The 20,890-nt window shown below is 42.2% G+C and carries 16 protein-coding genes; 8 read left to right on the forward strand and 8 right to left on the reverse strand.

What is annotated here, in order from left to right; all coding sequences use genetic code 11:
• Positions 1-30: 30 nt before the first annotated feature.
• From MMA19_RS20200 to MMA19_RS20210, 3 genes are all read right to left on the reverse strand, one after another.
• Positions 31-675, reverse strand: a complete 645-nt coding sequence (locus MMA19_RS20200; protein ID WP_006071363.1) for a M91 family zinc metallopeptidase — start codon at positions 673-675, stop codon at positions 31-33.
• Between the two features lie 275 nt (positions 676-950).
• Positions 951-1,238 carry a hypothetical protein gene (locus tag MMA19_RS20205; protein WP_160171230.1) on the reverse strand — a complete coding sequence of 96 codons (288 nt, stop codon included), beginning with the start codon at positions 1,236-1,238 and terminating at the stop codon, positions 951-953.
• 735 nt (positions 1,239-1,973) lie between these two features.
• On the reverse strand, positions 1,974-2,768 hold the full coding sequence (locus MMA19_RS20210; RefSeq protein WP_236111888.1) for a helix-turn-helix domain-containing protein: 795 nt from the start codon (positions 2,766-2,768) through the stop codon (positions 1,974-1,976).
• Positions 2,769-3,125: 357 nt separating this feature from the next.
• Here MMA19_RS20210 and MMA19_RS20215 point away from each other — a divergent pair, with 357 nt between their 5' ends.
• The 6 genes from MMA19_RS20215 (at position 3,126) to MMA19_RS20240 (ending at position 10,263) form a co-directional block, all read left to right on the forward strand.
• Complete coding sequence (locus MMA19_RS20215) at positions 3,126-4,847, forward strand: nucleoside transporter (RefSeq protein ID WP_240207072.1); 1,722 nt, start codon at positions 3,126-3,128, stop codon at positions 4,845-4,847.
• A 12-nt stretch (positions 4,848-4,859) separates the two neighbouring features.
• The gene (rhaM, locus tag MMA19_RS20220) at positions 4,860-5,183 is read left to right on the forward strand and encodes an L-rhamnose mutarotase (protein WP_240207073.1); all 324 of its coding nucleotides are present in this window, start codon (positions 4,860-4,862) and stop codon (positions 5,181-5,183) included.
• A 325-nt stretch (positions 5,184-5,508) separates the two neighbouring features.
• Positions 5,509-6,954 (forward strand): rhamnulokinase, encoded by a 1,446-nt coding sequence (gene rhaB, locus MMA19_RS20225; RefSeq protein WP_038225018.1) that lies wholly within the window; start codon positions 5,509-5,511, stop codon positions 6,952-6,954.
• Between the two features lie 11 nt (positions 6,955-6,965).
• Positions 6,966-8,225, forward strand: coding sequence for an L-rhamnose isomerase (locus MMA19_RS20230; RefSeq protein ID WP_006071370.1), 1,260 nt, complete (start codon positions 6,966-6,968; stop codon positions 8,223-8,225).
• 83 nt (positions 8,226-8,308) lie between these two features.
• Complete coding sequence (gene rhaD, locus MMA19_RS20235; RefSeq protein WP_006071371.1) at positions 8,309-9,109, forward strand: rhamnulose-1-phosphate aldolase; 801 nt, start codon at positions 8,309-8,311, stop codon at positions 9,107-9,109.
• 11 nt (positions 9,110-9,120) lie between these two features.
• Positions 9,121-10,263: an iron-containing alcohol dehydrogenase gene (locus tag MMA19_RS20240; protein WP_240207074.1), complete on the forward strand. Its 1,143-nt coding sequence runs from the start codon at positions 9,121-9,123 to the stop codon at positions 10,261-10,263.
• A 690-nt stretch (positions 10,264-10,953) separates the two neighbouring features.
• Here MMA19_RS20240 and MMA19_RS20245 read toward each other — a convergent pair.
• The 5 genes from MMA19_RS20245 to MMA19_RS20265 all read right to left on the reverse strand — a co-directional run bounded on the left by MMA19_RS20245 (position 10,954) and on the right by MMA19_RS20265 (position 17,730).
• Entirely contained in the window at positions 10,954-11,400 is a 447-nt protein-coding gene (locus tag MMA19_RS20245; protein ID WP_240207075.1) for a hypothetical protein, read from the reverse strand.
• Between the two features lie 389 nt (positions 11,401-11,789).
• Complete coding sequence (locus tag MMA19_RS20250; RefSeq protein ID WP_346657543.1) at positions 11,790-12,917, reverse strand: integrase domain-containing protein; 1,128 nt, start codon at positions 12,915-12,917, stop codon at positions 11,790-11,792.
• Positions 12,918-13,956: 1,039 nt separating this feature from the next.
• Positions 13,957-15,534, reverse strand: a complete 1,578-nt coding sequence (locus MMA19_RS20255) for an endonuclease NucS domain-containing protein (RefSeq protein WP_240207076.1) — start codon at positions 15,532-15,534, stop codon at positions 13,957-13,959.
• A gap of 163 nt (positions 15,535-15,697) precedes the next feature.
• Positions 15,698-16,090 (reverse strand): hypothetical protein, encoded by a 393-nt coding sequence (locus tag MMA19_RS20260; RefSeq protein ID WP_240207077.1) that lies wholly within the window; start codon positions 16,088-16,090, stop codon positions 15,698-15,700.
• Between the two features lie 626 nt (positions 16,091-16,716).
• Positions 16,717-17,730: an HNH endonuclease gene (locus MMA19_RS20265; RefSeq protein ID WP_240207094.1), complete on the reverse strand. Its 1,014-nt coding sequence runs from the start codon at positions 17,728-17,730 to the stop codon at positions 16,717-16,719.
• Between the two features lie 624 nt (positions 17,731-18,354).
• Here MMA19_RS20265 and MMA19_RS20270 point away from each other — a divergent pair.
• Entirely contained in the window at positions 18,355-19,887 is a 1,533-nt protein-coding gene (locus MMA19_RS20270; protein WP_240207078.1) for a site-specific integrase, read from the forward strand.
• 133 nt (positions 19,888-20,020) lie between these two features.
• Positions 20,021-20,659, forward strand: coding sequence for a recombinase family protein (locus tag MMA19_RS20275; protein WP_240207079.1), 639 nt, complete (start codon positions 20,021-20,023; stop codon positions 20,657-20,659).
• The last annotated feature ends 231 nt before the right edge of the window (positions 20,660-20,890 follow it).

Genomic DNA, 20,890 nt, shown 5'->3' on the forward strand with positions numbered 1-20,890 from the left:
GGGGAAGGTCAATAAAACTGTGAAGAAAATTTAGAAATATCGCTGTCTTTTCGCTAAGCCAAATTGAGCTCTAAATACGTTTTCGCTCATTGGGTTATTTTCATATTTTCCGAGCCCAGTCGTCCATAACTCTTCGTCCCGACCATCCATTTTAATACCTTGAAGACAATGTAAAGAATGAATCAGCTCGTGAGCTAGTACCACATAAGGCTCTGCCTTCTCACCTCTTCGGGTTACAACCTGAACGTTGGTAAAACGCATATGACATACGGAACCCGTGGCGTTGGTGGCAGATTTTTGATCTAAAGCGGAATTGTGGCTGCCTCCAGAGATCCAGAATGGACATCCTTGAGGTGCGTGTTTGGCGAGGTTTGAAGGTGTCATGCCTGTCAGCTTTTGGCTGTAATCTTGTGCGTATTCAATCTCAAGGTTGTAGCCACTTTGGGTAAAGTGAAGGTGTGTCGGAACACACATTACATTCACACCTCGAGGAAAAGAACCACGAAAAGCAGGTGTCGCCGCTTGAATCGATGAAAGTAATGATTTTCCTGCTGAAACCTGCTTTAGCTTGCGAAGGTTCTCTTCCATAATCACTCTGAAGTAAGGGTTCTTACTTGGGTCATATTGCACTGCGAATCCAGGAAAAGCGGGAAGGAGTTGAGTAATTTCTGCCATAATTCACCTCTCACTTTGCAGCTTGCGTCTAGTACCATAACGTCCGTGTCTAGAGTGTCATCTGCTCAGCTGATAAAGTTATGTGGTTGTAGCCACGATGAATTTTGAGTCTAGCCTTAATTTAAACAGGCATTGGCAAATAAAAATGAAGTTGGAGGGGGCTCACTATTTGGCGTGGTTTTATTGAAGATGTCATCAATGAAAAGGCAAACAAAATACCCAATATGCGCGAATACGTTCTTTTTGTAACGCTGGGTTAAAAACGCTTCCTGTGACTATTTAACCAAATAGAGCAGTGTCGAACTAACCTGAGGGATTTCTGAACTAGGGTCTTCCCTGCAAGATTGGTGGCAGGTATCACAAGCACTTCCATCAGCAGGGCACTTTTGTCTCATGACGATGTCATCTAACGCCCTGATACCCTGACGAGAGTTCAATTCAATGCTCCGAAAAATCTGGCATTGTGCTTCGTCAGCCGAATCAACTAACCCCAAAATAGAAACACCTTCCTGCTTTGCGATCACCAATAACTCTTCTATTTTACGTCTCAGCTCTGCACTCATCATCTACCTCATAATACTCTAGATAATTGGTTCACTCTCCTTGGACATAACGTATGCTTCCCTACCAGCGATCGAGTTCACTCTAACTGACAGTTATATAATCAAACTACTACGTTAATGAGTTGTTATACAATGGCAGTTTACAAAGCCATACATTATTGTCGCATTAGCGTAGAAGCTCTAAATAGAGCACCACAAAGAGGTTAACAATATGGATTTGATAGTAAAATGAGCGTCTAAATACAGCTATAAAGTAACCCCTGAATCGATTCAGTTTGTGGTTTTGTAATGTATTGTATTTGTGGGGTGTAAATCACTTAAACCTTAGCGATTTTAAGTTTATGAATAATGCGTATTTGAAAAAGTTTTGTTCTACAGGTAAAAATCTAGATGTGATTTGCATGCGCTAGATGGCGATGCTTGCAATAAAATTCAACATAGCCCAAGTAAAATTTCAAAAAGTTAAAAGGAGATTTGCAGTAATAAGTCCGCATAATTTTGCATCAGAAGTCAGCAAACTTTAACGAATCCTGGAAATACCTCGTAGTAAAACTACTATGTTGTCACTAGGTATCCTCCAAGAGTGCTGTAGCGTTTTGTAGAAATCTTTTGAACAAAGACAAGTTACGAGTTTTCGAACCACCCAACCTATTTGCATTATTTTATTGTTATCAGCTTACGCTTAAATATAACCTTACCCGTTCCGAAAGCGCTTACATTAGAATTATGCAGAGATTATTTAACAAAATGTCTCATTCGAACCTCTCTCGGTGTCTGGTCGAATACTTGTTTAAACTTAGTGGAGAAGTAATTGCTGTCCTGATAACCAACCCTGAATGCGATATCTGTAATAGATTGATCAGTATACAGAATGTCGGAAAACGCTTTGCTGGTGCGTATGTAGTGCAGATACTGATTAAAATTCATGCCCGTTAATTTCTTCATACTGTTTGTTAACTGACGCGAAGACAGTTTGACCGCCTCAGCAACATCATCAATTTCATTAACGCTAGCATAGTACTGCTGGATATGAGACAAAGCATAAATGACCTTATCGTTGCTATTAAGCAGATCAGCGTCTTTCATTTTACCCCGCCACAGCTCAACAATAATCTGCTGAAAAATGAACTGAGTAATCATGCGTGACTCTTCACTGTCGATATGTGACTCAACATGCAAGCGTTCGATCAGCTGACGCACACTTTGTGCGGTATTTTCACTAATAAACCAGCCCGTTTCTCTATCTGATTCACCTGGCATAAAACGCTTCAGATCCGAGCAAACTTGCAGCTTATCTTTTTCAAACAGAATATTACTTAAGTAGAGGCCATCTACAGCATCGAATAAATGACGGTCTTTCTTTTTGACAAAGCAAACGTAGTTTTTACTTAGATTCATTGGTACGTCATTCATGACATGTGTACCACTTCCTTCGGAAACAATAATAATCTCTTCAAATGAGTGCGCGTGCTCAGGATAAGGCTCCTGAGGAGCTCTGAGCTCAGTAGTGACAGGACTGTTGGAGTTCATAAAGAACTCTCTCGACTTTAGATAGATCATTGCATACCTCTGCTTCCATGAGCGTAAATTTAGATGGTTTAAACTCGTTTTTCCTCGTCGAACATCTCACTTTTGCTCGCTTTTTTACTGATATTTTTAAAAGTGTGAAGGCAAAGTTGCCCACCTTAAAAAACTCACCAAAATACTCGTTTTGGATGTTAATTTTCCAAGGTTTAAATTTCTCAGCTTTGTAAGCTAATCCTAATTCCCCTGTCCTCCACATGGATAATACGTGGTGTTCTAGAGGGAAACAAACGAGAACAAAATTCACACACTTGAATTTATAGACATAAGAAACAAGAGCTTACAAGTAGCAAGGAGACAATCATGTCTGAAGCGATTACCTCTACACAAACGCAAGAAACAGAAGAAACCCTCAATGAATATGAACAAGAGCAGGTGCCCAGACACAAACTACTTGGCTGGCGGCACTTTCTCGGCTCCTATTCCGGTGAACATGTAGCCGGTACTGAGTTTGTAATCGGTGCAGCTTTTGTCGCCTGGGGAGCCAGCACATTTGATATCCTGATGGGTCTGGTGGTTGGTAACCTGATGGCAGTGCTGACCTGGGCACTCATTACCGCACCTATCGCAACCCAATCCCGATTAACTGTCTACGAATACCTGCGCAGAGTCGCAGGTCCAGGCTTTAACAAAGTCTATAACGTGGTCAACGCCGTGCTCTTCTGTGCTCTGGGCGGGGCAATGATCACGGTATCGGCCTCTGCGGTACGTATCTTATTTGATATTCCGGCGCAGACACACTGGTATCCAACCAGTGCTGCGTTCGTTGCAGTGGCACTCGCTGTAGGTGCTATTGTAGTAGCCATTGCAGTATTGGGCTTTCAGAAATGCGCTCAGTTCGCAACCGTTTGTTCACCATGGCTGCTTGTTGTGTTTGTAACTGGCGGAATGGTTGCACTTCCAGCACTGAGCAATATTGGGAACGGTGAAACCTTTACCGGCTTCGGTCAGTTCTTGTCTCTGGCGGATCAGTACATCTGGACTGGACAAACGCCTGATGGTTCACCATCTATGACCTTCTGGCAGATTGCTGCTTTCGCTTGGGTATGTAACCTAGCAATGCACGGCTCTTTAGGAGACATGGCACTGCTACGTTTTGCTAAAAGCTCAAAATACGGTTACTTCTCAGCATTTGGTATGTTCTTCGGTCACTACATTGCATGGATCTGTGCCGGTATCATGGGTGCGGGAGCTATGCTTCTGATGCAAACTACAATGTCTAACTTGGACGCTGGCGGTATCGCTCACGCGGTTCTTGGCGCGACAGGTATCGTTGCGGTAATCATTGCAGGGTGGACAACGTCTAATCCAACTATCTACCGTGCAGGTCTGGCAATCCAAAGTATCTTCCCGAACAAATCGCGTGCATACATCACGACTATCGTTGGTGTTGTTACCGCTATTATTGCTTGTTTCCCATTCGTATTTACCCGCTTATTAGACTTTGTGGGCTACATGGGTCTTCTGCTGGCACCAGTTGGCGCAATCATCGTGTCTGAGCACTGGGTATTCAAGAAAATCGGCCTGACTCCACTTTGGTCTAAGTACCAAGGTAACGACCTGAACAAAGCGGCACTTATCACTTGGGCTATTGGTGTTGTTTTTGCGATAACGTGTGAACAGATGGGCATCCTGCATTTGTTCTTCCTTTTTGTTCCGACTTACCTACTGTCTATGGCCGTTTACATCACGTTAGCGAAATCTATGGGTGCCGGTCATAACTACGCTAAACAGGAAGCGGAATACCAACAAGAGCAGAATCAACGTGAAGAGTACCATGCTGAACTAGCGAAACGCGAAGCAGCACAACAGACTGAAGCTAAGCCAGCCAGTCTGCTGGAGAAAGCTTCCGGCGCGATTGCTCTGGCCTCTCTGGCTGCGTTGGTAGTTTCTGCATTGAAAGTCTGGGGCGCAGGTGCTGACTACCAAGTGGCATTCGAGTCCTTTAAAGCGTTCGCGATTTATCCGACTGTAATTTACTTTATCTCGGCGACCACCTGGATCACTCTGCGTGACAAAGCTTAAGAGAGTATATAAATGAATGACTTAATCAGAAAAGCCTTTGTTATGCAGCTCAATGAAAGCTGTAAGGCAGAATACAAAAAACGACATGATGAAATCTGGCCAGAGTTGGTGGACGTTCTGAAAAGTCACGGCGGTCACAACTACTCCATCTTTATCAATGAGGAGACTAATCAGCTATTTGGTTATGTCGAAATCGAGAGTGAGGAGCGTTGGGGTCGGGTTGCCAATACTGAGACTTGTCAGAAATGGTGGGCTTATATGCAAGACATTATGGCAACCAATCCGGATAACTCTCCGTTGTCTGTAACCCTAGATTCCGTCTTCTATCTGACTTAACGTTAAGACCAATCGCAGTAAATAACCAGTCACTAAGCCTCGCTATATTGCGAGGCTTATTATTTGACAGTGACGAATTTTTCCCATCTGCGCTTCCCCTTTTACCGTTCAACTGCTTCCTTCTTCAAAAGAACATAAAACCAAACATTTAGAGAAGCTCTGGCATAACTTTATCTATGCAGTATCACGTTGTTTATCAAAACTTTGAAACGCCGCATGAGCTTCTTGAAAAAAACGCACCAATTGCGTTTTTACGGGGGGATTTTTGAAGTTATTCGGTCGCAAAAAACGGTGTAATAGCTCTAAAGAACAAGAGGTGGTATTCATGATGAAGGCTGTGATTGCAATAGACCTTGGGGCGTCAAGCGGACGTGTCATGGTCGGTTATCTAAACAACGGAAAAATCGAACTCGAAGAGTTTCACCGTTTTCAAAACCAGCAAGTGATGCATGGTAATGAGTCGTGCTGGGATCTCTACTCAATTCTAGAAGAGATCAAAGTAGGCATCAATAAAGTAGTGGCGACAGGTATTGAGATTACTTCACTGGGCATAGACACCTGGGGGGTCGATTTTGTGCTGCTAAACAAGTTTGGTAAACACTTAGGTGAGTTTGTCAGCTACCGTGATGCACGTACAGAAGGTGTCCTAGATAAGCTGTTAGCGGATAATCAGCTAACCCTGCAAGATATCTACACTACAACGGGCATTCAGTTCCTGTCTTTTAACACCATTAACCAGTTAAAAGCGATCCACGATCAACAGCCTGAATGGTATGGCGAGATTGATACCTTGCTGTTTATTCCGGATTACCTTAACTACAAGCTATCCGGCGTTAAACACTGTGAGTATACCAATGCCTCCACCAGTCAGCTTCTGGACTGCAAAGAGAAAGTGTGGAGCAAGGAGCTTATTAACGCATGTGGTGCAAAAATAAACTGGTTCCTGCCACCTAAAATGCCAAACCGCATTATTGGTGAGTACCACTTAGGCGATGTACGAATCCCGGTATGCTCTGTGGCAAGTCATGATACCGCATCAGCAGTAGCAGCAACACCAATCACTCATGAGACTATGGCTTACCTGAGTTCCGGCACCTGGTCTCTAGTGGGGATTGAAAGCTTTGAACCTTACACCGACGAACTTGCTTACCAATACAACCTGACCAACGAAGGTAATGTGGATGGTCGCTATCGCGTACTGAAAAATATCATGGGCTTGTGGCTAATTCAGCGCATTAAAGCAGAAAACCCATCACTGACGTTCCCGGATATCGCTAGTCTGGCACGCCAGGCACAGCCGTTTAAGTATATCGTCAACCCTAATGACAATGATTTCTTAAATCCTGCGTCGATGACACATGCGATTAAAAACTGGTTCAACAAGCGTGACATGGAAGCGCCGGAAACTCTTTCCGAAGTCATTCGCTGTATCTACGACAGCTTAGTCCTAGCGTACGACAGGGTACTGACCGAGCTTGCGGAAGTCACCGGCAAATCCATAACTGAATTACGTATTGTCGGCGGCGGCACGCAAGATAAGTTCCTGAACCAACTTTGTGCCGATGTTTGTCAGATCAGGGTATCGACCGAACCGACAGAAGCCTCGGCACTGGGCAACGTGATTAACCAGTTTATCGCGTCCAACATTATTACCTCGCTGGAAGAAGGCCGCCAGATTATCGATGCCTCTTCCGATGTGAAGAGCTTCACTGCAAACCCTATTGAGGGATTGGAACAAATCAAATCCCAATTCCAACAAATAACTAAATAAGGTACATAACCATGAGCAAAGAGCAGATCATTTCAGCTTACAAACAAGCAAAAGCGGTTTTTGAAAAATACGGTGTGGACACAGATAAAGCAATGGAGCTACTGAGCCAGACAGCAATCTCTATGCACTGCTGGCAAGGCGACGATGTACGTGGTTTTGAATCGCCAGAAACAGCCCTGAGTGGTGGTATCCAAGCAACGGGTAACCACCCGGGCGCGGCAAAAACACCAGATCAACTGCGTGCGGACATGGAAAAAGCTTTCTCTCTTATTCCGGGTAAGAAGCGCGTTAACCTGCACGCGATTTACATCGATGCCGATGAATATGTTGAACGTGATCAAATCAAACCTGAGCACTTTTCTCGATGGGTTGAGTGGGCGAAAAAACAAGGGCTTGGTCTGGACTTCAACCCGACTCTGTTCTCTCACCCTAAAGCAGACGACGGTCTGACGCTGTCTCACCCGGACGAAGATATCCGTCAGTTTTGGATTGAACACGTAAAAGCAAGCCGTAAGATTTCTGAATACTTTGGCCGTGAACTTGGCACAGCATCATTTATGAACATCTGGATCCCGGACGGCATGAAAGATCAACCTGTTGACCGCCTTTCTCCACGCACACGTCTTGCAGACTCTCTGGACAAAGCTCTAGCTGAGAAGATTTCTCCTGAGTTCCACAAAGATGCTGTAGAGAGCAAACTGTTCGGTATAGGCGCAGAAGCATTCACCGTTGGCAGCAACGAGTTCTATCTAGCGTACGCTGCAACCCGCGGCACGGCACTATGCCTTGATGCAGGCCATTTCCACCCAACTGAAGTGATCAGCGACAAAATCAGTGCATGTTCACTGTACGTCAATGACCTACAGCTACATGTAACCCGTCCGGTTCGCTGGGACTCTGACCACGTGGTGTCGTTCGATGACGAAACGCAGGCAATCATGCGTGAAATCGTACGCAACAACCTGCTGGATCGCGTAGCAATTGGCTTGGACTTTTTTGATGCATCAATCAACCGCGTAGCGGCTTGGGTTATCGGTACCCGCAACGCACAAAAAGCACTACTTAAAGCCCTGCTTGAACCAGTAGAGCAACTAAAAGCGGCAGAAGCATCCTTCGATTACACCACACGCCTTGGACTGATTGAAGAGGCTCATTCTCTACCATGGGCAGCTGTATGGAATTACCACTGTTTGCAAAACGAAGTCCCGGTTGGCTTTGATTGGATCAACGATGTGAAGGATTACGAAGCAACCATTCTGGAAACACGTTAATTCAAACCGCTCAACAATCAAACAAGTCAGATTCTACGTCTGACTTGTTTGGCTAAGTTAACTAGATATAAAAGGCTAATACTATGATTCAATTAAACGATGCAGTGATATGTGAAATAGAGAAAGTCAGTGAAGTTTCTCAGTACCTTTGGCAACGTGAATGGGCAGAGCGCAACGGCGGTAACATCTCTGTGGACGTCACAGATCTATTCGATGAAATCCCGCAAGTTGACGTGCAAGAAAAAACACTGCCACTGCAACTGCCAATAGAAAGTGCTAACCGCATTTATTACGTAAAAGGTACTGGCCAACGAATCCGTGAACTGCGGGAGCCTGACTATGCGGGTTGTGTACTTAAAGTCAACGCTGCGGCAAACGGTTACCAAATCATCTGGGGCGGAAAAGCGAGTGAAGATTTCGCCCCAACCTCTGAATTTATCAGCCATATTAAGATTCTTGTAGAAAAAAGCAAAGCAGGCTCTGACCACAAATCCGTAGTTCACACTCACCCACTTGAACTGATTGCGCTTTCTCATCACTCAGACATTTCAAAGAGCAGCGAGCTGTTCACCCATACCTGCTGGAAGATGCTGCCGGAAGTCCGTGCATTCGTCCCACGCGGTATCGGCATGATCCCGTACTGTCTGCCTTCTTCAGAAGAGTTGGCGGATGGTACAACAGCAGCATTGCTTAAGCATGACGTTGCGATCTGGGAAAAACACGGTGCAACCGCTTCCGGTGCCGATGCGCTGCAAGCATTTGATTACGTAGATGTCGCCAACAAAGGCGCAAAATTATACCTGATGTGTATAGCTGCTGGTTATGAGCCTGAAGGTGTGACGAGAAAAAATATGGATATTTTGAAACGAGAATTCAATCTATAGAGGTATATATTATGAGTGTGTTCAAACTAGCTTTTCCGAAGATCAACTACTCCGGTGTTGGCTCAATTGAAGCATTAGTTGAACGTCTGACTGAAGAGCATGGCAGTGAAAAAGGTCTTCTGATCTGCGACCCGGCTCTGGTAGAGCTCGGCTTTGCTGACAAACTTCTCAGCAGTTCGCTTAACCTGATGCTTTTCAAAGATGTGCGTCCAAACCCGGACACCAATACCGTGAACAGCGCATACAAGATGTATTCTGAGTCTGAGGCGCAGTTTATTATTGGTTTCGGTGGTGGCAGCTCAATTGATACCGCGAAAGCCATCAAAATCCTTTCTGCTAATGATGGTCCGATTGCAGCGTATAACGGTATTGAGAAAGTAATAACGCTTGGCGTTCCTCTTTACGCAATCAATACCACTGCAGGTACAGCGGCAGAAGTGACGAGTAACGCAGTGATCACTGATACAGAGACACACGTTAAACACGTAATTATCTCGGACAAGATCATTCCAGAAATTTCAGTGAACGATCCTAGTGTTATGCTTGGTGTTCCAAGCGGTACAACGGCAGCAACCGGTATTGATGCATTAACACACGCGGTTGAATCTTTTGTATCTGTTGGGGCACACAAACTAACCGATTATATTTCTCTGGAAGCAATCAAAACCATCGCGCAAAACTTACCAAAAGCGGTTGATGACGGCACAAGTATCGAAGCACGTGAAATGATGGCATACGGTCAGTTTATCGCCGGCTTGTCATTTAACAGTGCAGGTCTGGGTATGGTTCACGCAATGGCTCACCCTGCCGGTGCTCACAAAGACTTACCACACGGGGTATGCAATGCAATTCTATTGCCTGTCGTGTGTGAGTTTAACCGCCCGTACTGCGTTGAAAAATTTGCCCGGGTTGCCAAGGCGCTTGACGCAGACACCTCTGGTATGACCGTAGAAGAAGCAAGTCTGGCAGCGATAGATGAACTTCATGCTCTTAACCGCCGAGTAGGCATCCCTGAAGGCTTTGCTCAACTAGGCGTAACGGAAGAAGATATTCAGAGCTGGGCAGATGATGCTCTGGCAGACCCTTGTGCAGGCGGTAACCCGCATCCAATGACTCGTGATCAAGTAATCGCACTGTATAGAAAAGCACTGTAGCTCCGGAAGATTCAGTATTTACTCTTTGTTCCGCAACACAAATGCCAACAAAACCATGTTGGCATTTCCCTATTTCCCCTATATCCAGTTGAAATTTATCAACACTGTTTGTTGCGTATGCATTATCAACCAAGTCTTGGTACTTATGTAAGCACCAAGACTTTCTGTTTATGTATCTTGTCCGTAATTACGGCTGCATTCTAGATCTCTCCTAATCCTGTTTCTAATTATTCTCTGGTATGCAGGCTCCTTTGCGCGTCTGATGAATAAAGTCTGCTATCAGAAAAAATAGGTAAATCTGCAGAAATAGAAGATTACACTAAGCACTCGGCTATCAAACTTTGGGGCATGAGTAAGCCAACCTCGTAAGATAGCTAGTTGAGATAGTTCATGTGATTCAGTGGACGGTATGGATAGATTCCTGTTATCACAGGAAAGACGGTAATTAGCGAAGATCTGATGAGATTTAGATAGCAAAACGCCGCTTATAAAAGCGGCGTTTTCAATGGGTGGAAGCCCCAGCCACATGACTAAATGACAATTTTAGTCTTTTATTTTCAGTCAGTTAGAAAATCGACATGGATATATAAATGTTGCTTCAGTACCCCATCCTAGTACCTTTATTTATTGGATTCAAGAGTTAAAAAATGCCTCATCCGAGGCACCTGTTTTTTCTAACATTCACTCACTTCAACTTTTAATGAAGAGTCGATCCCACGGCCAAAGCTCTCGAAGGTGTTCTTCTTTAAGCACTAAACCTCTGTGACCATCAGAGTCTAGAGAATCTTCCATTTCATAGTCTTCTACCATGATGTGTGTACGGAACACACTCAAAGCGAATGAAAAAAGAACAAGATCATTCAACGCAAGTTTGGTTTCTCCACACGAAGAAAACACTATTGCGTTGACGATTTCCTCTGCTTGTCCCGGCGTTAGTAGTCTTAAATCAAACTGAGCTCCATGAGCATCTTTTCCGATAACCCAGAACTTAGTCGCTATCCGCTCGATAGCTTCTCTAGCTCGGTAGTCTGCATCACGACCATTGTCGATAATCCAATCGAACAGACCATATGCCTCATCCATTTGCTCAATTATCAATGAGTAACGATTGTTTTCTGAGCCGATATTTTCATACATAACTTTACCTCCACGTTTTAGTTATGCATGTCGTATGGTCAACTATCGAATTGCGTAAGTGTGTTGAGCCATTTTTCTGCTTTACTTACGAATCCATCTTAGGGAATGGCACTCTCCCCCTAAAGTGTGCTTGCTCAAAGAAGAGCTTCAAAATCGCATACTTTTCTTTGCGGGTTTGGTTCGATTCATGTTTAGTCCTCTCCCAGTACCCAATTATTTGACGCCTCCCAACTTTGTGGAGTTGCTCGCCTAAGTATTTCTCGTGCTGAAAAATATCCTCCAGTATCGAAATTAATCGTCGGATTTGTTTCTGGCGGAAAGGAATGCCTTTTTTACGATACGGTGCCATGATCGTCATTACTTGTGAAAAAGTGTTTTTGTTCACGGCATTATCCTAGGTAGGCGTTTGTAATCTCAACGCGATGATGTCCAAGTCTCTTAGACAGCTCTGTGCGAACACTTAGGTCTAAAGCCTTTGCTTGTTGCAAAGTCATCGACAGTTTATTTGCTATAAATTGATAGTGCGCCTTACCATGGGAAATCCCTGACTGAACGGGACAAGGAACACCGACCCTGTCTAAATAGAAGGCACAAGCATAATATTTTCGCTCACCATGAGTCTTGTAATGCGCATCTATCGTCGTGGACACTCGCCATGCATGACTTTGGAAAGCCTTAAAACTGAACCGCTCGGGAATCAGCGTTCTAAAACCGCTTTGCTTCTGATAGTTAGCAACCTCTTGAATAAGCTGGTATTGCTTTGCAGTTTCAATTGGAATTAGTCGCCGTTGCCCCCCTTTAGTACCACGGACTATGGAAGGTATTTCATCGTTTTCTATTGCCCTAAGACACTGCTGTGCATCAAATAGGCTTGCTTCTCGAAATCGCATTCCAAAAAAGCGTTGTAGCTGCATCACCAATTGAAGTTCGACCGTTACGCCAGCTAAAACTTTTTGGTGTAATACATCGGGCACTGACCCATCAACCAAGGCTATCCCTGATTTCGGCGCAAAGCCAAGATCAAGAGTCGCTCTCACAACGCATTGGTCGTCTCCTCTGGCCTGTGCTAAAGAACGATTAACATGGCTTAGGTAATCTCTTGCTGTGACAGCACTAAACGCTCCCTCTTCATATAAAGCCTTTAAGTGCTCTCCATACAAAAGAACCACGGATTTATCGATATGATTTAGCCGCCTAATCTCTGTTTCTGCCTTCAAAAATCTAGAAAAATCCCTAAGCGCTGGCAATCGCGACATGTGGGTATTGGATTTGATACCCCCCTGTTGTTCAAGACTGGCATTGATTAGAGCTTTTTCAATATCTCTTGAACCTAGAGAGTAATTTGGTTTTGTAAAATCCCTTACCCCTTTTAGACGATGTCCTATGTATTTTTTTGTCAAGTTAGTCTCCTCTATCAATTGTTCATAATGTCTCCTGCGTTTTACATAGCTGATTGCGCAGCCAGTCGGCTGTAGCGATAAATGATTTACGTCGGTAGTTATTTGATGCTCTTCCATGTGCGGAATCGAGGGCTTGTTGCATCCTCACCAAATAAGAGGTGACGACATTTTTATTCTAAAAATGACGTCTCTGATGGCTCAGTCGACAGCTGAATTAGGCGTTGATTCCACCATCAGGGGCTATGTCTTAAGTTTGTACTTTCACGTTATGTATCGAGTTGGCAGTCTGAGTGATAACGCCAATAAAAATATGCTTACCACCGTTTCTCGATCACCTAATAACGCTGAACTTCCAGCTACTTCTATAAGTAATGTTCTGCACTGCCCGTTCTCCTTGTACGAGCGGTCGATTTTGTCGCTTCGTCTAATTTCTACGTTGAAATTAGACGAAGTCGTTGTGGTATAGATTTCTCCATTGAAGCCTAGGTAGGCAAAAGCGAAACCCTGCATTGGGCTATCGTATGTGTGTATGGTAGAAACTTAACTTCATTGACGGTGTTGTGAATTCTTTTTGGCTCGCTTGGTAGCTTGTGGGCACGTAGAGTCGGGCTAACATTGTCACATGTTTAACCAAGAACGACGCTGTCACGATACGCTCAAAACTTCAATAATGTTAGTACTGGTCGTGGTTTTAGCCGTAGCGCTGTTAACCATCTCTCAAGTCATAGAAGCAATTCTGCTTTACGTGGGAATAAGGAATGAAAATTATGAGGTATTCTTATCCGAAACCGCTAACTGCTACCTGACTGAAAAAGTACAAAGCGGTAGCGCTGTCCCAGAAAAACTAGTCTTTGACTGTAATGGAGCAGCTCTCATAAGGCAAAAGTAGTCAAAGTTTCAGGGGATTAGTGGGAGTCTTGACGTAGCTACCAAAGAGCCGCTAATGGCAGCGGCTCTTTGGTAGCTATATTGATAGCGTAACGCGCCTTTAGACAAAACCAAGTCTGTTACATTACTAAATTAGAATGTAACGGATTAGTCCATATCTGAAAAAGTAACGCCTGCAATAAGGTGCCCACGCAAAACCAGCAAAGCGCACCATACTTCATACCAAAACTACCGAGTATAACGGGTCACCTTGATTGCTTTGCTATGCTCAATTAACAACCACAAAGCCATTGCTATTTCCAATTCCTATAGACAATTCCTCATATAGTTCACCAACCCTATCAATAAGAATGTTGTTAGTATCGATATAGTCAATGATTGACATAAGCTTATTCTTCTCAAAACTTTGGTTGAAATAAGAATACCTAAAGTTATCAGAAGATCGAATCAACTCATAGCTTAACCCCAACAGATGCGATAGTTTTTCATCGTAATGGTTCATATATTGATTCACGCTTCTCACTCGAAACATATCTAAGCTAGGGTAAGCAATTTTAATTAATGGCTCTGGTGATTCGATTACGAGCATACCATTCCAGAAAATACCCCCATGATATTCATCTAAACCATCCGTGGTTTCAACGCCTATTTTTATGTATGGAACTCTATCGTATGTATTTTTAACATAAACATCATTAAACAAACCGAATATATTTAATGGATTATAAGCAGTAATATGAACTATATCATTCTGATTGATATCATTTAGTAAGCTCTGTATTGAGTCACTCCAACCTAAATTATATTTAAGAAATTCTTTCAAACTTTTACGGAACGTATTGAAATGCTCAGGTCTATCAGGTGTACTTGAAGACTTAAATATATATGGATGAAGACCAGAGAAACCATTAGACATATTTGATATTTCTTCTTGCGTAAAAAGGTCATCTTCAAACATAGGCCCAAGTTTAATGGCATTACCAGCGACATCGCATATTGACATTATATTATTTAAAGTGTGTGGAGCGTAAGCTTTAAATGAATTAATTCCATTTGACGTTTCTATTAACTTCTTAATCAAGTGAGTCCTGTATTTTGATTCTGGGTTTGAATCCTCCCAAGAGATCATGAATGACTCTAACTCATCTGAAATATTATAATTTTCATCAAGGTGAACTTTCATCACTTCATCTTCAAGTTGCAATGAATTACCAGTAAAGCTTACCATCGATATCCCATAAGGGTTATCGACTAAATCGTATAGCTTCGCAATACTAGGATCATTTTCAACAAGATCTAAAGAAGTAACGACCGTATTCATTGATGGCATTTTTTTTAATAATGAAATGAGTATTTCTTGATTTTCATCCCTAATTATACGAGTTGGAAACCTGAAAAAATAAAAGCTCTTTAATGGCTTTGTATTTCCACAAACAAAGTCAGGGGAAACCTCTTCTAACTTTATAGAGTTACCATATTCAAGCATATATCCTTTAACTTCATACGGTGAAAACTCTTTAAACTCACTAAATGGAGCATTTAGCTCATCCCAGACCGTAGAAACAACCACTAACCTAATTTGAGATACTTCTAATCTATTTTTACTTTTGAAGAAAGAAGCATATTTATAGAGTTGTTGAACAGTACTACGAGCAGTTTGGTTACTTTTTTTAATCTCTATTATCGTATAACAACCAAATTGATCTCTCGCTAGAATATCAACGAACCCTTTTCTCCCATCAGGAAGAATAATAGGGTACTCTTGCTTAACTAGAACAAGATTCCTATCTAATAGATGTAAGTTGGCAGCGACTTTTTCTCTTATTTCGAACTCTGAAATTTTCACGTGATTTTAACCTATTTTAAAATGGAATATTGTCCGGATTGAGCATAACGCCCTGCTAAGTGGCAGCCAGACCACTGTACCTGATACGAACGCCTTAAACACTTAGTGATACCAAAGCTAAACCGCCACGCTATGGCAGTCCATCTTGAGCAATTTGTTATATTTACATGCTTAAGCAAGTCGCTGAGTAATTACCATTAGATATATCCAAGTGTTTTTCGCCATTTCTAATTATATAAGAGACTCCTATAACTCTGTGGCTATTGTTAACTGGAAAGACAATGAACTCTGAAGAGTCTGAACCATAAAAAGGTTCATCGTAAACGATATAGATGTTCACTTTCTCACCCATTTCACTGTGTTTCCTTGAGTGAGTCACTTTGCCTTTATGCTCATTTCCCAGGCTATCTTTAACGCTTGCCGAACGGGACTCTGAGTCCCATGAAATTGCCTTAATCGCTCCAATTTCATCTGACACCTTACAGATAGTAGTGTCGGCCCAACTATGTATTGGTAAAAGGATAGCTAAAGTAGCCATAACGATTGAATATCTCACGTATTCCTCCAGTAAATATAATGCTTTAAAGACGGACTTTTACCGTCTTTCCATTACGTCTATGTTGCTGCTATTCATTATGAAACTCAACAGGTATCAATCTGTTATGTGAATCGGCATATAGTTGCGGGGTCGAATTACGGGAAAATACCGTATAAGAGAACAAAGTACGGATTAGATTAACTTGGTCTATTGGTGTACTGCTCAGGTGTTCCGGTTGCAGTTTCCGTGAAGGTTTGGGGCCATTTCGTGTTGCACGCCCCGCCAGCACACCTTTGGACAAAAATGAGTTAGCTCAGTTCTGACTGACTCGATGATGTAAAGAATATGTAGAGTTAGAGTAATATCCTGTTAGGTTCAGGCAAGGGGGATGGACGCACTCTTGCTAACGAACATTTATCATGTCGGTGTCGATTCACGGTGATTAACAGTCGGTGCCATTAAGTATCGAACACACTACTTTCGTTGGCACGGTCTTCACTTTGCCATCAGATGAGACTGTTAGCGGAAATGTACAAACTATGTAGACATCGATTGATGCTTTACATTGTCTAGTTAGAAAGTTCAGACTTTACGGTTTTAATGAAAGGTACTTCAGCTTCGATCTGCATCATAAAAGTCTTGGGTCACCCTTTAAAGTTGCCGTAGTGCCATTGTAAGTTTGCCTTAGAGGCTTTGTGATGAATTAGCGAGCCCTGAAGTCTATCGAGGCCTTTACCCTTTAGGCAAGCCGATAATTCAAGCCTGTTAGTATCAGGATTGATGCTAATAAGAAAACGATCAAATAAGCCATGCATATTTTTACTTAGCAATATTGAGTTTTCGATAGTATCATTGTTGCCATTAGCTGGGACTACATGTGCGGCTTCTAATATAGGTTTAATATTAATACCAGTTATCGCACATTTCTCTTTATAAGCGCTTAATACAATTTCACGAAAATGTGCTTGATTATTTCTTACCTTAACTTTTGATTCTTTTATTTTTATAGTATCTTTTTTTTCTAAAGATTCTGTTAATTTTAATTTGAGTTGATGCTGCTGAATACTTGTGAGTATCACAAATTCATTTTTAAGTATTTTTCGTATGCTTGTTAATGAAGCAGTATTCAAGAACTGTTCAAACTGTACTTCACTGAGTGTTTCGAACTTAGTGCTTATATTTGATTGTTGCGTATTTCGAGAAGGTTCTGTTGTTCTTTCTGGGGGACTAGCCTTGGGAGACATAGCAACCATAGAGCGCACTTCACTATGATCTTTTCTGTCTCTGCGATAAGGCTTAATTTGCTGAGTAACATTATATTTTCTTTGAACTCTTGTTGTTTCAATCCCAAGGCTTGAATCAGAGACCCATGGTAAGTCATCTTCTTGTATCTCTTTTTCTAGATCTCCTGAGTTTTCGAGCTCTTGAACTTTGGCAAGCGTATTATCGTCTAGTACGATATTTCGATCTATAAATGCTTGGTTGAAAGTTGCTTTTATTATTGGTCTAGTTTGAGCATTGATCTGTCTTTCAACTTTAGTGAACTGTTTGGGCTCCATAAAGTAAAGAGCAATAATATGCTCACGAGTTACATATAACTGATGAGTTTCGATTATGTCAATAATTGATTTTATTTTAACTATTGAGTTTTTGTGCATCAAAAAATTCTCCATTCTTTAGGCGTATTTTAGATAAAACAGTGTAATTCATCAATACTGTTTAATTCTAGATTATATAGTTCCCAACAAGTATGGAAGTGTGTTGAATCATTCCAAACAAGTAATGGGGCATTTCTGTGTTTGACGTCGTGCCAACACTTCCGTTGCTTCGGCGCGCCCATACTATTCAACTAGCAACCTCTACTTTAACTTCCGTACGAAGGAGTCCATGAATGCGGACACTGGTTAACCCCCTAGTGATTCTATATTCTCTGGAGCTATCTCGCAGAATGCTCGCACACTAATCCCCCTCACACTTCCCTACGATATCTTTCGGCTTGAGTTTCCCAGACCTAAGCACTTGAACATGGAATTGTTCGATGCTGGTTAGATTATAGATTTACACTTGCGTACCCAACTGGGTTGCAAAACAATGACTTGGAGAGGTAATTAATGGTCGTTGGCGTTATAGAGCACAACAAGAGCGAATCAAAGATAGAAGCTTCAGATTTAATGTCGGACTTATCGTCCATTCAGACACAGATCATAATGCTGGCTAATCAAAATTCGAGCGACGTTCTTCATGCATATAGTAAGCTGAGTGAGTCAAGTGAGGTGCATGATATGCTCAAAGAGTGCACTAAACGCCGTACCCCAGAGCCAAGTATTGGGATTTCAAACTTAGCCGGTTTCAAAACGCTACAGTTCATCCATGATTTATACCCAGAGCAAGAGTCTCCGTTAGTTCGAGCTTTAAAACGAATGGAGATGATTCAGCATAGCTACCCCAACTTAGGGGATACTACACACGATACAATTTTGTGTTATTTAGAAGACCACTACAAGCTAATGCTGCAAGCTCGTCACGCTATCGAAACTACTCAATACGAGAAAATCAATCTTGTTGTAGCATCCATGCTTAATAATCCTCTCCCACAATCGGCTCAAAGTACACAGACCCCGACTGTAGAAGGCGAGCATTTCCATGAACTGGAAACCGTTAAGCACACGTCTCAGAGCAGTACCACGCCATTAATAGATTACAACGTTGATGCTAACGACATTAAAGTTCTCTGTGAAAAATATTTACGGAGAAAAAACAACGATATAAGACTGAAAAAAGATAAGAATGGTAACTCTGTTGAAGCGCTAGAAACAATTAGGATGTGTTTATTAGTTCATGAGCTAATAGGCAAGTTTGATGTAACTAGTTTGACTGTAGACGATGGAGATTTAGCTTTGGAAAAGCTAAGAATGCTACCTAAAATTCGAAGTTCAAAGCATGACGAGGAGGTATTCCGTCCGTACCCTGTTTCCGAGTGGATAAAAATCAATGAAAATGTGGGAAGAGAAGTTATCTCGGAAAGCACTGTTGGCCGTTATTTAGAAAAGGCGGCTACTATCTACAAGTGGATAGATAAACACATAGTCAAAACACAAAGCCCTTTCAGTGGATTAGGAACGAGAAAGGAGAACTACTATGAATGTGATGACGTAAACCCCTTTGAGAAAAAAGATCTACTGACTATTTTCTCTCAGCCTATTTTTACATCACATACGATAAAGCGACACAAAACAAAGAAAATTTATAACTACAGTCAGTTCTGGCTGCCGCTTATTGCGCTACTTTCAGGTATGCGTCCAAATGAAATAGCACAACTAAAAGCGAAGAACATTCATTGCAAACATGGAATTTTGCATTTTGCCTTATCAAACTCAGATGAAGATCAATCGTTGAAAAATAGAAGAGCTAAGCGTTTAGTACCAGTGCATTCAACACTATTGTCACTAGGGTTCGAAAAGTATCTTCAACGTTTTCATTCAGATGAACTACTCTTTCCTGAACTAACGTATAGCAAAAAAGGCGGTTATTATAAAAATCATGGCGAGTGGTTTAGTCGATACTTCTCTAAGCTAATTAATCTCTCAGCAGAGAAAAAAAGATTTTCTAGCTTCCGACACAATTTTATCAACCATTTTAAACAGTCTGGTGTACTCGCCGCGGTGCCCGCTGCTTTGGTTGGACACGAAAACGGCACAATTACGTATGACCGTTACGGTAGCAAAGCTGAACTTGAGAAACTCAAGGAGGCTGTCGAAACAATCACATTTGATCACTACCTTGAACAAGTAAAGCCATTCGAGTGGCTAGAGTAATCCACTTCAAAGAAACTAGTTCATATAAGTCTACCCTAGTCCACCATGAACCAATCACGTTCATATAGGTTGCTAGAGTAACTAAATGAACCATAGTGCCTATAGGTATCTAAAAGACACATTAAGGGTAGTGATGAAAATTAGAGCTTACTTAAGAGCATCGACTAGCGAACAGAATGCTGAGCGAGCTAAAGAATATGTGCGCAACTTTGCAGATTCGCACGGCCACGGTATCGAGCAATTTTACGTAGAACAGGCCAGTGGTCGAATTTACGAAAGACCGGAACTCAACCGGCTAATTGAAGACTCTTTCGCAGGTGACGTTCTTCTAGTGGAGCAAGTCGACCGTTTAACACGAATGAAAACTGAAGATTGGGAAAAGCTCAAAGATAAATTGAAATTCAATGGGTTGAAAGTGGTCGCAATCGATTTACCAACGAGTTATCAAATATTAACCCCTTCAGTAGACCAATTAACCAGCGAAGTTATGAGCGCCGTCCTAAAAGGGATAAATAACTTGATGCTCGATGTTCTGGCAGCAATGGCCTCAAAAGACTACATCGACCGACGTAGGCGACAAGCTGAAGGCATAGCTCAGAACAAGGCGAACTTTAGGGGTAAACAACAAGTTCAAGAAACAGTGGACAAGTGTTTAGAGGTAGACAAGTACATCGAGGTAAACCAACTATCGCAAGTTAAAGCATGCGAACTCGCTGGCGTTTCAATCTCAACTTGGAGACGATTTAAAAACCGTTCCGCATCTTCTTCATAGACCGCACCTAAAAATCAAGCATGCTGACTGTCGCTAACATAGTGTGAGTGATGCTCAGACTCGCCAGCATGCTTGACCTATCGTAAGCAAAACAAACAGTATCAAGAAAGTCTCGGGATCTTAATTTGGATAAAGATGGAATTGCTAGCAAGCTGTTTCATGACCTAGTTCAGTAGCAGATACCGTATTGGTGCTGCAGTTAGCAGGTCATTACCGTACCCCTTACAACGC

The sequence above is a fragment of the Vibrio sp. CyArs1 genome, assembly GCF_022432925.1.
Classification (GTDB): domain Bacteria; phylum Pseudomonadota; class Gammaproteobacteria; order Enterobacterales; family Vibrionaceae; genus Vibrio; species Vibrio mediterranei.

Coding starts and splice junctions, on each gene's coding strand:
- MMA19_RS20270 (WP_240207078.1), top strand. CDS start 18,355: ATGCTCAAAGAGTGCACTAAACGCCGTACCCCAGAGCCAAGTATTGGG.
- rhaD (WP_006071371.1), top strand. CDS start 8,309: ATGATTCAATTAAACGATGCAGTGATATGTGAAATAGAGAAAGTCAGT.
- MMA19_RS20230 (WP_006071370.1), top strand. CDS start 6,966: ATGAGCAAAGAGCAGATCATTTCAGCTTACAAACAAGCAAAAGCGGTT.
- rhaM (WP_240207073.1), top strand. CDS start 4,860: ATGAATGACTTAATCAGAAAAGCCTTTGTTATGCAGCTCAATGAAAGC.
- MMA19_RS20240 (WP_240207074.1), top strand. CDS start 9,121: ATGAGTGTGTTCAAACTAGCTTTTCCGAAGATCAACTACTCCGGTGTT.
- MMA19_RS20215 (WP_240207072.1), top strand. CDS start 3,126: ATGTCTGAAGCGATTACCTCTACACAAACGCAAGAAACAGAAGAAACC.
- MMA19_RS20210 (WP_236111888.1), bottom strand. CDS start 2,768: ATGAACTCCAACAGTCCTGTCACTACTGAGCTCAGAGCTCCTCAGGAG.
- rhaB (WP_038225018.1), top strand. CDS start 5,509: ATGATGAAGGCTGTGATTGCAATAGACCTTGGGGCGTCAAGCGGACGT.
- MMA19_RS20250 (WP_346657543.1), bottom strand. CDS start 12,917: ATGGAAGAGCATCAAATAACTACCGACGTAAATCATTTATCGCTACAG.
- MMA19_RS20265 (WP_240207094.1), bottom strand. CDS start 17,730: ATGCACAAAAACTCAATAGTTAAAATAAAATCAATTATTGACATAATC.
- MMA19_RS20275 (WP_240207079.1), top strand. CDS start 20,021: ATGAAAATTAGAGCTTACTTAAGAGCATCGACTAGCGAACAGAATGCT.
- MMA19_RS20200 (WP_006071363.1), bottom strand. CDS start 675: ATGGCAGAAATTACTCAACTCCTTCCCGCTTTTCCTGGATTCGCAGTG.
- MMA19_RS20245 (WP_240207075.1), bottom strand. CDS start 11,400: ATGTATGAAAATATCGGCTCAGAAAACAATCGTTACTCATTGATAATT.
- MMA19_RS20205 (WP_160171230.1), bottom strand. CDS start 1,238: ATGAGTGCAGAGCTGAGACGTAAAATAGAAGAGTTATTGGTGATCGCA.